Genomic DNA, 13,172 nt, shown 5'->3' on the forward strand with positions numbered 1-13,172 from the left:
TCAGCTAACCAGCCCCAGGCTTTGCGCGCACTGGAGCAACTCAAAATCATTTCTGGCGTTAAGTTTGCTCATGGCACTCTTTTTTTGCGTGCTGATGGTCTGCTTCGTGCGATTAAGCTGCGCGCTGATCTCGTTAACGGTGAACCCGCGTACCAACAGACGCAGCACTTCCGTTTCCCGTTCGGTCAACTGCGCCTGAGGTTTTAACGGTTCGACCTGTCCCCGCAGGGTGCTACGCAGCGTGTGTAGCAGATTGTTGGACAAGCTGGCTTTGTTAAGAACGGCATGTACCCCGCTGCGACGCAGCGAGTCCAGAAGCTCAGGATTGGTGATCATCGTGACGACCACAATCATGCTTTGCGGATAATGGCGAATCAGCGCGCGGATCATGGTCAATCCGTCCGGGTTACGCGTGCCGGGCATACTCAGGTCGGTGATGATGATATCAACGGGTTCGCATGCCAGTTTATCCATGAGCTCATCAGAACTGAGCGCTTCGTGGACAATCCGATAAAGATCCGGGCGTGTTTGCAGCAATGTGCGCAAGCCCAACAAATAGACTGGGTGGTCGTCGGCAATCAGAACGGTTTTTTGCATGACATCCGGTCCGGTAAGGAAAAAACAGGCCTTCACAGCACGTCTTAGCGAATGGCGCTAGCAGAGTGAAGTGAAAAAAGAGTAGCTAAAAAGTGGTGGACTGTATAGCGGTAAGGCGTGACGTCAGCCGATCCTGAATGAAAACCGAAAGTCAAAGTGGCGAAATTTTCATAGACTAAAAAATAGATTTTTCTCTGAGCGCCTGAGTGGCTTGTTATTTATCGCGAAATAGCGGCATTCAGGGTGATATTTCTCAGGTGCAGCAAGGGATTTCTTATTGTTCAGGTTGGTTATCAGGTGTTGCTCAGGTGTTTCTCAGAATAAACTTTCTGAAATCATGATTTGGTTACGAAAAAATCAGGATGGAATATAGCGCTAATGGCGAAGGCACTATCATTTATAGGGATACATTGTTAATTTGTGCCTGAATTAGATAACAGACACGTAACTGTCAATGTATTAACGCAGCATTCAGAACGCTCCTGTTGTGTTAATACCAGTACGTTTTCGTCATAACAATGTAAACGCTGTAATTTTAATATCCAGGACCTACCCGTGAATAGCGAAGAAATCTCTCTTTCAGCGTCAGTAACGTTCGTACCGGAAAAATCATCTCTGGCAACCGCGGATCACGGTGATATTCACCTGACGCCTAATGAGCGCCGTTTGCTGGAGTTGATCCTCAGCGGCAAGTGCAAAAAAGAGACCATATTTGAAGAGATATGGCTCAACCAGGGAATGATTGTTAGCGAATCCAGCTATCACCAGCTTATAAAAATGCTGCGCCGCAAGCTGCAAAATGCCGGCCTGCCGGGCTCAATTATTAAAACCATTCCCCGTTATGGTGTGGTACTGGCACCCTGTGAAACCCAGGTGCCTGAGGCTGCGTGCCCGCCAGAAGCGCCAGAGAAAGAGCCTTTTAACCTACCCGTCGACTGCTCATCATTACCGCCTATTCCAGCGGAGCCGATAAAGGCGACGTCGCATAAAAATAGCTTGCTGCTGGCAGCACTGTGCAGCTTATTGATTATTCTGCCGCCGCTGGTGGTGGTATGGACGGCGGATACTCCCCAGGCCTTTCAGGAAAATATTTACCTGGACGGAGTAACATTTCATCTCTCTTCGTTGCGCAGTGTCGATCAGCAGGCGCTGGCGCGTAAGCGGCATGCACTGCCGGAGGGCATTAATAATGTTTACATCGCGTCGAACGGCCCGAAAGTGTTTGTTGCGCAATGTGAAGGCGAGTTATCTAAGGAGGGAAAATGCAGTTACGAATACTATTCGTCATACTGATGGTCTGCATCAGCATTTTGCTGGGGGGCGCGTTGGCGTACCTGACCAGCGGCTATCTGGAGAGTGAAAAGGTGCCCATCGAACCCTGCAGCAGCGTCATTCGTAATGGCAAATTTATTGATGAGAGCCTGCAGCATTACCAGTTTAATGGCGTGATCACCTGGTGGCCAAAGCTGCACCGGTTAACGTTATTTGGGGTAAAAACCGATGAGACCGGGGATCGGGTATTTAACCGAGCCCTGCAGTTAAAATCGGTGACCCAGAAAGGAAATGTCATTAACGGCAAGGTGGCAGAACTCAAAATCGCCGTTGGCGATCAGCTCCCGGAGAAGACCTTTCTGATCAGTGAGGATAATCAGTATATGAATCTGTTATTCAAGCCGATTAATAAAAATAGCTGGCTAATGAAAATTAATGATAACTGGGTGGCGATGTGTGAGTATAAATAATGCCGCGCTGAGTTAATTATAAGAAATATCCAGGCTGGCGTGTTTTAAATCTGCTGCTGTAGTTAGCCATTCTCCTGTTTACAGAGTGATGAATATCCTATCTTGCGGGACAGGATTTCATTATTAAACCTGGAGCAGGATTTCTCCCATGTTAAAGCAAAAAAAAATATCTCTGAGCGCGATCGCCGCTGGCCTGGCGCTGAGCGGATTGCTGGTCAGCACGTTTAGCCATGCGGCTGACACAAATGCTGCCTCACTGATGCCGGATATCAGTCAGAAAAAAATCCTCGTAGGCTACTGGCATAACTGGGGAATCAACCCGGAAGAGATAGACAAGGCGCGAGGCTATCAGGGCGGGCTGCCTTCTGATATGTCGCTGCGTGAAGTGCCAAAAGGTTACAACGTCGTCAATGTCGCATTCATGAAAGTCATGGATGGGCAGGGCGAGATCCCTACCTTCAAACCCTACAACGTGAGCGATGATGAGTTTCGCGCTCAGGTGGCCGAGCTGAACGAGCAGGGGCGCGCGGTGTTGATTTCACTGGGCGGCGCTGACGCGCACATTGCACTGACAGAAAAGCAGACTGGTGCGCTCGCGGCGGAGATTATTCGCCTGACCGAAAAGTATGGTTTTGATGGACTTGATATCGACCTGGAGCAGACAGCCATTACCGCCGCTGAAAACAGTACGGTGATCCCGGCTGCGCTGAAAATGGTGCGCGCCCATTATCAGCAACAGGGCAAGCATTTCATTATCAGCATGGCACCAGAGTTCCCTTATCTTCAGGCTAATCGCGATGTGAACTACAAAGCCTACCTGAAAAATCTTGAGGGGGTGTATGACTTTATCGCCCCTCAGTATTACAACCAGGCGGGCGACGGCGTGAACATGATGACGCCTGAAGAAAAGAACGAAGTGGGCGAGTGGTGGCTGCCACAGGAGTGGGGTACGGGCTATAGCGATCGCCAAAAAGAGCTTTTTCTTTACTATCTCACCGACAGCCTGGCAAACGGAACGCGTGGGTATGTGAAGATCCCGGCAAATAAGCTGGTGATGGGGCTTCCTGCTAACCCGGATGCCGCGGGCACCGGCTATGTGAAAGATGCGCAGAGTGTCTTTAACGCGCTTGCGCGGCTGGAAGCGAAAAATGAAGCGATCAAAGGCCTCATGACCTGGTCGGTTAACTGGGATAACGGCAACACGAAAAACGGCCAGCATTACGGCTATGAGTTTCTGACCCGCTATCAGAGCATTGTTGATGGCAGTCTGCCGGGTGGGGGCGACGACACGGATACCGAGGCGCCAACGCCAGTTAAGGACGTGCAGGCGACACTAACGGGACAGGCTGTTTCGCTCAGGTGGCCAGCATCTGAAGATAATACTGGCGTGGTGGGTTACGACATCTGGCGCGGTCTGGAAAAGATCGGCGATACCCGTGAACTTAGCTTTACCGACAGCCAAACTACGGCGGGGATGACCTACCGTTACACGGTTGTTGCCTATGACGCCGCCGGTAACTACGCTGCCCCGAGCCAGCCGGTGACCGTTACCGTGCCTGAAAGTGACGGAGGTACTGGCGAAGAGGGCGGTCAGGGTGGCAACGTCACCGCGTTCACGCCGGGAACCGTCTATGCGGTGGGGGATAAAGTGCTCTATGAGGGCAAAGTTTACCGCTGTCAGATTGGCCATACCGGTGCCAGCCATTGGTCGCCGGATCGGGCCCTTAACTTGTGGGTAGCTGAATAACCTCTTTTTTAAACAGCATGGCTCCCTGGGGAGCCATGCTGTTGTGTTTTACAGGACAACGACTATGCAAACTTCTCTGGTTATTGCCAAACGCTATGACCGATTCTCTCGTCTTCTTCATTGGGTGGTCGCCGCTGTTATTATCTACGCGATGTGCATGGGCTATATTCTGCACGCGCTGGAAGGAACCCGCTGGTTTACCTTCTTTTCAGTGCTGAATATGTCGCTTGGCACTGTCGCTACGCCCATCATGATGGTGCGTTTTATCTGGCGCTTCTTCCGCCCTTCGGTGCCTTATCCGGCAACGGTAGCCGGGCGTAAAAAACAGCTCGTAGTGTTTATTCATGAGCTGTTTTATCTGACCATTATGGTTGTGCTGGTCAGCGGTTTTCTGATGCTGCAAAAAGATTACAACCTGTTTGGTCTGATACCGATTTCTCGCCCGATTACGATCGCCGAAGTGAATGCCTTTTTCTTTCAGGTGCATCGCTATAGCTGCATTCTGCTGGGCCTAATTCTGCTCGGGCATGTCGCAGCGGTAATGAAATACACTCTTAGCGGGCAGCGGGAGATCCTGCGGCGGATGCTGTAACAAAGAGGCTTACTCCCCCCATCAGATGCGCGGTGTTGCTGATCCTTTGAAACATCACCATCCCGCGCATCTGCTTTCCATGCAGCGTTTGCAGGATAACTTCCTGGGTAAAGCTGTTTCCATGTTGATGTGAATACCATGCGTGAAAGCGGGGCAGGAAAGGTGTATCGCAGTGAGCATCCAGTAGCGTCAGAGTGCTGAGCGTGTGTTCCTCATCGGGAAACAGCGCTTCAGTGCTGCCCTGCCAGTGGAGCTCCTCCTCCGGCATCGTGAGGCGAAACACGACGCTTGCACCGGTTTGCGAAAGGCGGGAAAGGAGAGCATTAGTGCTGGCTGCACGGGCCTGCTGGTGTTGGATCCAGCGGCGATATTGATATAAGCAGTTGGCAAGGATCGCCGAAAATACCAGATACCACTGCGCCTGCCAGATAGCCGGGATCAGATCGGGTGTCAGCGTGTAAAAAACGCCTTCCCGCTGCTGGGTCGCCAGTACCACAATCAGGTATTGAATGAGCAGCAGAAGACCAACGCTGCGTCCGGAGAGCGCAAACACGCTCAGCAAGACCACCGTGGTTTGTACCAGCAGAAGGTTTAGCCCTTGCCAGAGCATCGGCAGGAAAAAATAGCCCGTCACCAGCAAAAGCGCGTTCAAGGCAAGGAAGATACCTTCTCGCCAGTTAAAATCGCGTACTGGCATTTTACACTCCCGCAGCAGCGGCAGAATGGCGAGTATCCCGGTTAATGCGGCCAGTACCCAGGATAAAAAATGCAGCGGCGCAATGGGATAACCAGACAGCAACAGGGCCAGATTGAGCAGCATACTGCCGCAAAAAATACTGAGTATTAATTGCAGGGGATAGATCAGTTCTCGAATAATCGGCTTGCGCGCAAAACGCAGCGCTGGCAGTTGCGTATTCAGACGAAAGACAGCCACGCACAGCGGAAAGATCGCGACATCGAAGAGGGCGAACAGGCTTGCCATCGTCAGCGGGCGGCCTATCCAGACGCCAACAAACACATGTAGCAAGCCAGCGGTCACCAGCCACAGCGGCCACTCTCGTGGAGCCGTCAGCCATAACGCGGCGAAGAGCAGCGGCGCCGGGAGCCAGAGCGTGGTGGAGAGGCTCCAGCTATCCCGCGTGTGAAAGCTCAGGAATGCCAGCAGGATATAGAGACCTGAAAAGGCCAGCCAGCGGATAATGTTGGTAATCAGCGTCGTTCTCCCGTCGGGGGCGCTCAGCGTTATTCAGGTATTTATCATTTTAATCTCAATTAATTTATCGTCGCTATTGCTACGCTGGTATTTTTTAAAAAGGGCTAACTATGGACTGGCAAAGCGACAAACTTGATTTCGCATCCCTGTGGTTTTCACTTTCTTCGCGTGCGGCAGAGCATGAGCAGGGAAGGGAGTGGCATATCGCGGCATTATTGTGGAAAGAGGCGGCGCAATATGCAAAAGCGCATCTGAATATTGAATGGGCGAACCTGCGCGGCGATTTTTGTGCCTTACGCGCCAACCGGCTGCCTAAATATAACGAATAGCCTCTACTATTATCGGATATTGCATGTTCCTCAGAGTGTTGAACCATGGCAGAGAGTGTAATACTCGTTTTTAGCGTTTTAGTGGGTGCCGTAATAGGCAGCTTTTGTAACGTCATTATCTATCGGCTCCCCTTGATTCTCCACGGTGAAGCACTCTCTTTATCGTGGCCAGCTTCCCACTGCCCCCACTGCAAACATCCCATTAAGTTTCGTCATAATGTTCCGCTGCTCGGCTGGCTGCTGCTGCGCGGGCGCTGCGCCAGCTGTGGCCAGGCGATCTCGTGGCGCTATCCGCTGGTAGAAGGGTTGATGGCTCTGCTGTATGGCGTGATTGTCTGGCAGCAGAGCATTACGCCGCAAAGCGTGTTTGATGTGCTGGCTGTGACATTTTTGCTGCCGCTGCTGTTTATCGACCTGCGCACCATGCTCTTACCCGATCGTCTGACGCTCCCCCTGCTTGTGTTGTCATTACTGTTTGCCATCAGCGGCTATAGCCACGTGGCTCCGACGCAGGCATTGATAGCCGCTCTGCTGGGTTTTGGTGTGCCCTGGACGCTCTCTTTGCTGTTTCGTTTGTTGCGCGGTCATGAAGGTATGGGGATGGGAGATATGAAACTGCTGGCAGCGCTCGGTGCGTGGCTTGGCCCGCTGGCACTGCTGGATGTTTTTGTAGCCTCTACGCTGTTGGCGCTGATTACAGCGTTGATTCTGCTGCGGATTAAACCCGGTCAACCGTTTCCTTTCGGCCCCTATCCGATTATCGCCGCGATAGGTTGGGTGGTGTTATACCGATAAAAAAGCGCCGGAAGGAAGGGGCGATTTCCGGCGCAAACATGATAACGAAAGTGTGGGGGGAAATGATAATGTGAGGCGCGGGTCAGTGAAGACCCGGCCAGAGTTAACTTACAGTATTATTTACATTCTTTAGGCATGTTGGCAGCACCTTCTTTTTTCCAGACGCCCCACTCGCCATCGGAGCCTGGCTTAACGCCTCGGGTTTCCCAGCTGTTCAGCCAGATGTTGCCTTCATAGCTCACTTTTTCACAAGGTGTCTTGTAAGTTTTGTTGTGATCCCATGCTTTTACATCGGTTTGCGCCGGGCGCAGCTTGATCACCTTCGTTGCCGTGGAGACTTTACCGGTATCAGGCGCCGTCACTTTCACCTGCAGCGTCACGTCCACATTGTCGGTATACGGATGTTTACCCATGAGGTTGGTGCTGAAGTTATTCGGAGACGAGATCTGAATCTTATCGGCGTGATTCAGTGCGGACCATTCCACTTTTGATCCCTTTAAGGAATCATCGTTTTTTGACACGACTGATGCAGCAATAACGTCACCGCCAACGATGGTGTCCTGGTTGTTACCCGTATTGATCTGCACATCAGAAGCCTGCTGCGCTTCCTTCACGGTCACCGTGATATCGTCGTAGTGTTTGTCGACGCCATTTTTGGCCGTCACCGTCAGGCGATAGGTCACCTTACCGATTTTCCCGGGCTTAATCAGCGCGCGGGCTTTCGCCGCGTGAACGGTTGGAACCCACTCGCCGCCATTTGCGACCTGCAAAGCACCAATGTCCCCGCCAGAGACGATAGTCCATTGATATTTATCAGCATTGACGCTTGCGGAACCGTTGAGGTCGTAACCGCGGGATTCACTGTTGCTGGTGACGGTGAAGTCACTGCCTGCCTTTGCCTCCGGTGCCGTGTTACCCGCTTCTGCTTTCGCTTTCAGAGTGACGGTTTTGGAATCACTCACGTTTTTATCGTTGGTGACGGTCAGCTTAACATTTACGCTAAAGTCACTCTCAGGTTTAGCCTTCAGGCGGATGCTGGCTTTGGCACTGGTGCTGTTTTCCAGAACGACCTTGTCGGCATTGCTGGTGACGGACCAGCTGTACTTCAGCTCTTTCCCCGTAGAGGCGCTTCCGTCCAGCGACAGCGTGCTGGTCGACAGTTCATGGCTGGACGGCGTGACGCTGGCCACCGGTTTGGTGATCACTTCTCCGCCAAAATCGACGTCGATCATCTGATAAAATGCATTATCGGTATCACGCACGCGCCAGACGGCATAAATTTTCTGCTTACCTTCACGCTCCGGTACGTCACAGGTGTGTGTTTCGAAGCCTGTCGGAATCGATATATCGGCCGACGGGTTGCCTGGCGCATAGGTATAAACCTTATGGCAGAAAGGCTTATCTTCAAACATCGCTCTGGTCAGGCGTGAATCTGCACCCGGAAGCGAATGCCAGTCCGGCTTAGTGATGTAATAGGTAAAATAGGTGGTGCGGTGTTTAGCCGGTAAATGCCATTTAAACTGATGCGGACCCGCAGACATCGGGTTGTTATAGGTATTCTGCTTTTCGTCATCCAGCTTGCTGAATTCAGGGGTCGCCGTTGAGCCGCCGCTTCCCAGTTTGCCGTCCGGTGGGAACTGGAACAGCTGCTCGTTGGCGATCGGGGTTGGGCTCATATCGTTGCCAGCCGGAAGCTTCGGTGCTTCTACGGCGTCAGCAGGCCAGACGTTACTATGCTCGCCTTTATCATTCATCGGTGGGAAATGGATCACCGAACGGGATTTTGGCTCGAAAACATAACCATGCGCCAGCGCACCCGTGGAGTACAGGCCAACTAATGCCACGGCTAGCGCCGACGTAATGTTGTTCATCTTGAGTAATTTCAAAATAATCTTCCCTGAATTAATTGAAGGACACTTCTACGTGACTGATGGGGTTGCTCTCGTTGGCATAAACGCTATTCGACTGCGACTCATCGGGAGTAATTTCACCGTTGCTGTGCTGGAAACCCGCATGCAGATCGGGGTGCTGCTGGTTGATAGCCTGGGCGAGTACGTAGGACCAGTGGGCCTCTTCGCCCGCAAGGATGGTGACGCGGGTTTCCAGGGCTGGCAGTTCGGTTGCATCGTTAAAGAAGCGCGCACGAATCGTTTGCCCTTCAACGACCTTCACTTTCTCACCGTTGATCTTGCGCTCCAGTGAGCCAAGCGCTTTCATGCAGTTCTGGTGACTCTGTTCGCAGTTTGCCGCTGGCGGGGTTGTGGTGGCGTTGGCTGAAACGCTAACGCCCGCCCCTGCCAGTAAAGTGGCAAGGACAAAAGCAGATCCTGTTAATTTCATAAGTTCCCTTATTAATTACTGAACAATAACGAATGGTAAATCTCACCTGCGGTGCAGGTAAAAAGGCGTTATTACCGTGTGATAACAGGGGGGGATAGTACCGAGAGGAGGTAACCGGCTTGAATAAGAGACGTCTCTGAGCCATTAAGAGTTGGGGAGCTCAGGCAGAGAAGAGAGACCTGTAATGTTGAAATTGGGGATAATGGCGTGATATGGGCAGGAAATGGACTTATAGAGTCAGGCGATCGCCTGGGCGATCACCTTTAACGATTTAGCCGTGACGCAGAATAACTGACAGGCTCTCTCACCTGTTCAAGGCGGAGTTCATTTCATTTAACCTTGCGTTTGAGAATCAACTGCTCATTGTTATTGCCGATTAATTTATAATTTTTAAATCTTCTCAGCACGAGCACGCCCGTTGCGATGGCAATCAGAGCGACAACAAGCGCAACGGCTGGAATCGCGTATTCAGAAAGTATCGAATACATATCATTATGGGCCATTGCCCGGGTCTTGCCTTTTTCCAGTATTGAAACAACGTAATAGATTGAAAGACCAATTGCTGCCAACGCAACAGCCCAGGCCACATGGCCCACAGCCTGGAGTCTGACAGTTTTATTGACTAAATCACCTTCGATAACTATCGAGGATTGTTTATTCTTAACTGCCTCCAGTAACTCCTTTTCTGACTTCACTGTACTCATTTTGGCACCTTCATTTCATATTGTCTTTTCCAAAAATATGCGACTTTTTCATGTGAGTTGACGAACTCAGGGAATGATTAACCGCAAACCGGCGTGAATAACATCAGGGTTGTCAATTTGCGAGTCATTGGCCTCATAAATGGCACGCCACCGGGAGGTCGTCTTGTAATATTTCAGGGAGATGGATGACAGCGTCTCTCCAGCGACAACCCGGTGATAGCGTCTACCCGGGGCGTGTCCCTCTCCGTTGGAGCCTCCTGGTGCAGGAATATTTATCACCGATTCCAGATCGCAAAAAGTGCCGCCTGCGTTTCTTATTTTTTCAATAAATGTCGAAAGACCCGCAGCTGTTGTGGAGTGAATATCGTGCATCAGTACCAGACTTTCTTTTCGCCTGTTAATTTGATTAACACCATAATCTATCCAGCCATCCGGTTTTCTTTTCCAGTCTTCAGAATCAACATCCCAGAGGACTATCGTGTAACCAAGGGATTCTATAATCTTATTAATTCGACTATTCCGTGAGCCATAAGGTGGTCGAAGAATAAAGTCTGGATTCATATGCTGTGAGATCGCCCGTTCTGTTGAGGTTATTTCGTTGATGACATCCCGATCTGCGAGCGTGGTTAAATTTTTATGATTGAAGGTGTGGTTCCCAACCCGGTGGCCTTCCGCAGTCATTCGCTTCAACAGTTCCCCTTTTGCCTTTATCCTTTCCCCTAACACGAAAAAGGTGGCTTTAATTTTATACTTTTCCAGCGTGTCCAGTATACGGGGCGTGTTGTTTTGATGCGGGCCATCATCAAAGGTTAAATGTATTTTTTCCATTGTCATATCCTTAGCATTACATTATGTGTTAAGACGTGGATAGCCCAGAGCCTTTGTCGGAATCGCAATTATTTCAGTTTATCCAGCTGTCCTTCTCTTAAGCACATCAAGGCATCTGTCGCCATAAATGCTTTGTGCAAACTCAGGATGATCAATAAACGGGTTGCGGTTCCCTTGTCGTTCGTAAATTCGGTTGTTGCGCTCACGTTCACGCGCCGAAACCGGATAATCATTATGCCATTGCAGTAATGTACAAAGCTTGCCCATCAAGGGAGAGTCTTTGGCCGTTTCGGTTTGATCAACGAGCATCAGATTAGGTACGTTCGAAACATCGTTGCCGTCATAACGAACATCCATATACATCATCATGCGGGCTACTGCGCCTTTTGCGTCATCTGCAGGTTCAAATGCTTGTTTTCCAACTTTATTATTTTTCAGTGTGATCACGGGTGAAGAAACAGTATCAAAGTCCAGATTTCCTCTTCTTTCATTGATAATGCGATAACTTGGACGAAGATGGTGAAGGTCTGTATAAGCAGTCATAGACTCCTTCTTAAAGCCATGACTTTTTGGCCATGTATGCTCGCGATTCCAGGCATAAGGGTCATTCTTTCCTTCCCCTCCAATTCGGTAAGGTTTGGGGACTGATTCACCCGCATATTGCACAATAATGTTACTGGTGTTGTCAGTATCTTCATCGATGTATTTCAGTTGATCCCACACTGCCTTATAGCTAAAAACCACCTGATTAGTAATAATGGAATTTAGTGCCTCATGCAGTTCTGTACCAGTCTTCCCCTTTGCATCGCTATAATAGTCTTCACTGAGCGTAATCAGCCGCTCTTCCTGTATTTCCTCCCCAGACCTGGTTCGTGCCACGATCGAAAATTTATATTTCCCAGGTTTTGCTTTTATTCCATGTGGATAATCTAGATTCATTACCGTAGGCACGTTAGGTTGTGACAACGCTGATGCAACCACGCTTGGCCCACTGCACTCTTCAGGATTAATATTTTCGCAGTGAATTTTTGCAGAAATTACCGCTTCCTTTGAGGTTGTGACGGTAAAGTTGAAACTGAATTTCCCCTCGCTATTAATCCATATTGTTTTATTAACATTGCTTACTTCAAGATGTAAATCTTCTTCTTCGGTCGCGTCATCGCAATGCGGGCGGGGCAGATTACCTGTGCCCGGAGTGCCATAGGCAGTATTGCCGCCAGAGTAGACTACCCAGTCAGTGGGTATTGTCGATCCGGTGATACTTTTTCGGATAAGTGACGTGTTTTTAGCCGTAAGATCCCAGCCTGGTTTGGCCTTTTCCCAGGAGACCAGGTCAACAGATTTGTTATTGTGATAAAGCGCAACAAAATCTCCAGAATTACCTAATTTGACACTCATATTATCCATGTCAGGGAACCGGTCAAAAAGTTTTACGAATCCATTACGATCGTTTGTGATTGTTTTGTACTGGCCCGGTGCTATCTCACCACTTAATATATAAGCATCTTTATTGCCGTTGTTGTCCTGAATGCGATACTCTGCCAGGTCAATTACAGAACAGCTGGGGTTGTATATTTCAATGAACTCTCCACGCTCACCACCTGCAGGCAAAGAGGATAATGGTGAATGATAAAGTACTTCACTTAGTACCACTTCAGGGGAAGTTGTGGGTACACTCGAAAAAGAATAGCCAGGTAATGTTAAGAAAATAAAGCACAAGATATAATGCCGAATTTTTGCATTGCGGAATATTACTCCTTCTTTCATTTTTTTTGTCCTTTTCATAGTAAAAGTTAATTGATACCTGCAGAAAAATATCGTTTATTTTATTGTGTATCATCGCTTAAATAAATTCTAACGAAGTGAAGACGGTAACATGCAAGACCGTGATGAGAAATAATGGCCTGTCCAGTATTTTATGATTTTAAACTGAACTTGTAACGGAGTGTGTTTTCTTCGTGAGCATAATGTTTATATATTTTCGTCCGCTACGCAGCGTTATGCAGTACCAGCCATAAAGCCCTGTAGGGCTTATGGAATAACAACCTGAGTGGCAATTTCAACCAAAATGCTCGCAGTGAAGAAGAATGTATGTGATTGCAATACGATGTTTCTGACAGATATTGAGAAAAATCTCCTCAGGGAAATATAAGGCTGAAGCAGGGCTGAGTAATTTATGAAATAGCTGAGTATCCCGTTATACGGCGTCGCTTAACTGCTTCATTTGATGAGGGTCAGGCAATTTCATGAACATATCCTGAGTTCTGTATAGAGTTTAAGAATTA

13 protein-coding genes are annotated in these 13,172 nt (G+C 49.4%); 6 read left to right on the top strand and 7 right to left on the bottom strand.

Features of this window, described 5'->3' with window-relative positions; genetic code table 11:
• Complete coding sequence (locus E3U32_RS12150) at nt 1-597, bottom strand: response regulator transcription factor (RefSeq protein WP_134348997.1); 597 nt, start codon at nt 595-597, stop codon at nt 1-3.
• A 555-nt stretch (nt 598-1,152) separates the two neighbouring features.
• On the opposite strand from E3U32_RS12150, the gene E3U32_RS12155 reads away from it, so the two are divergent.
• From E3U32_RS12155 to E3U32_RS12170, 4 genes are all read left to right on the top strand, one after another.
• On the top strand, nt 1,153-1,890 hold the full coding sequence (locus tag E3U32_RS12155) for a winged helix-turn-helix domain-containing protein (protein WP_166790935.1): 738 nt from the start codon (nt 1,153-1,155) through the stop codon (nt 1,888-1,890).
• Nucleotides 1,860-2,339, top strand: coding sequence for a hypothetical protein (locus tag E3U32_RS12160; RefSeq protein ID WP_134348999.1), 480 nt, complete (start codon nt 1,860-1,862; stop codon nt 2,337-2,339). Before E3U32_RS12155 ends, E3U32_RS12160 begins: the two co-directional genes overlap by 31 nt.
• 148 nt (nt 2,340-2,487) lie before the next feature.
• Nucleotides 2,488-4,086 (top strand): glycosyl hydrolase family 18 protein, encoded by a 1,599-nt coding sequence (locus E3U32_RS12165; protein ID WP_134349000.1) that lies wholly within the window; start codon nt 2,488-2,490, stop codon nt 4,084-4,086.
• Between the two features lie 64 nt (nt 4,087-4,150).
• Nucleotides 4,151-4,678, top strand: a complete 528-nt coding sequence (locus E3U32_RS12170; protein ID WP_134349001.1) for a cytochrome b — start codon at nt 4,151-4,153, stop codon at nt 4,676-4,678.
• Here E3U32_RS12170 and E3U32_RS12175 read toward each other — a convergent pair.
• A complete protein-coding gene (locus E3U32_RS12175) occupies nt 4,641-5,705 on the bottom strand; it encodes a hypothetical protein (RefSeq protein WP_134349002.1) in 1,065 nt (354 codons plus the stop codon). The two genes, E3U32_RS12170 and E3U32_RS12175, sit on opposite strands and share 38 nt — an antisense overlap.
• 296 nt (nt 5,706-6,001) lie before the next feature.
• Between E3U32_RS12175 and E3U32_RS12180 the strand changes: the two genes are divergently transcribed.
• Both E3U32_RS12180 and E3U32_RS12185 read left to right on the top strand, forming a co-directional pair.
• On the top strand, nt 6,002-6,220 hold the full coding sequence (locus E3U32_RS12180) for an ANR family transcriptional regulator (RefSeq protein ID WP_134349003.1): 219 nt from the start codon (nt 6,002-6,004) through the stop codon (nt 6,218-6,220).
• Between the two features lie 45 nt (nt 6,221-6,265).
• On the top strand, nt 6,266-7,015 hold the full coding sequence (locus E3U32_RS12185) for a prepilin peptidase (protein WP_134349004.1): 750 nt from the start codon (nt 6,266-6,268) through the stop codon (nt 7,013-7,015).
• A 116-nt stretch (nt 7,016-7,131) separates the two neighbouring features.
• On the opposite strand, the gene E3U32_RS12190 is transcribed toward E3U32_RS12185, so the two are convergent.
• The 5 genes from E3U32_RS12190 to E3U32_RS12210 form a co-directional block, all read right to left on the bottom strand.
• A complete protein-coding gene (locus tag E3U32_RS12190; RefSeq protein WP_134349005.1) occupies nt 7,132-8,901 on the bottom strand; it encodes a lytic polysaccharide monooxygenase in 1,770 nt (589 codons plus the stop codon).
• Between the two features lie 16 nt (nt 8,902-8,917).
• The gene (locus E3U32_RS12195; RefSeq protein ID WP_134349006.1) at nt 8,918-9,355 is read right to left on the bottom strand and encodes a hypothetical protein; all 438 of its coding nucleotides are present in this window, start codon (nt 9,353-9,355) and stop codon (nt 8,918-8,920) included.
• A 329-nt stretch (nt 9,356-9,684) separates the two neighbouring features.
• Nucleotides 9,685-10,059: a hypothetical protein gene (locus tag E3U32_RS12200; protein ID WP_134349007.1), complete on the bottom strand. Its 375-nt coding sequence runs from the start codon at nt 10,057-10,059 to the stop codon at nt 9,685-9,687.
• A 66-nt stretch (nt 10,060-10,125) separates the two neighbouring features.
• Nucleotides 10,126-10,887 (bottom strand): polysaccharide deacetylase family protein, encoded by a 762-nt coding sequence (locus E3U32_RS12205; RefSeq protein ID WP_166790936.1) that lies wholly within the window; start codon nt 10,885-10,887, stop codon nt 10,126-10,128.
• 78 nt (nt 10,888-10,965) lie between these two features.
• Nucleotides 10,966-12,654: an endonuclease gene (locus E3U32_RS12210; RefSeq protein ID WP_166790937.1), complete on the bottom strand. Its 1,689-nt coding sequence runs from the start codon at nt 12,652-12,654 to the stop codon at nt 10,966-10,968.
• Nucleotides 12,655-13,172: the final 518 nt, after the last annotated feature.

The sequence above is a fragment of the Lelliottia nimipressuralis genome, from assembly GCF_004402045.1.
Taxonomy (GTDB): Bacteria; Pseudomonadota; Gammaproteobacteria; order Enterobacterales; family Enterobacteriaceae; genus Enterobacter; species Enterobacter chinensis.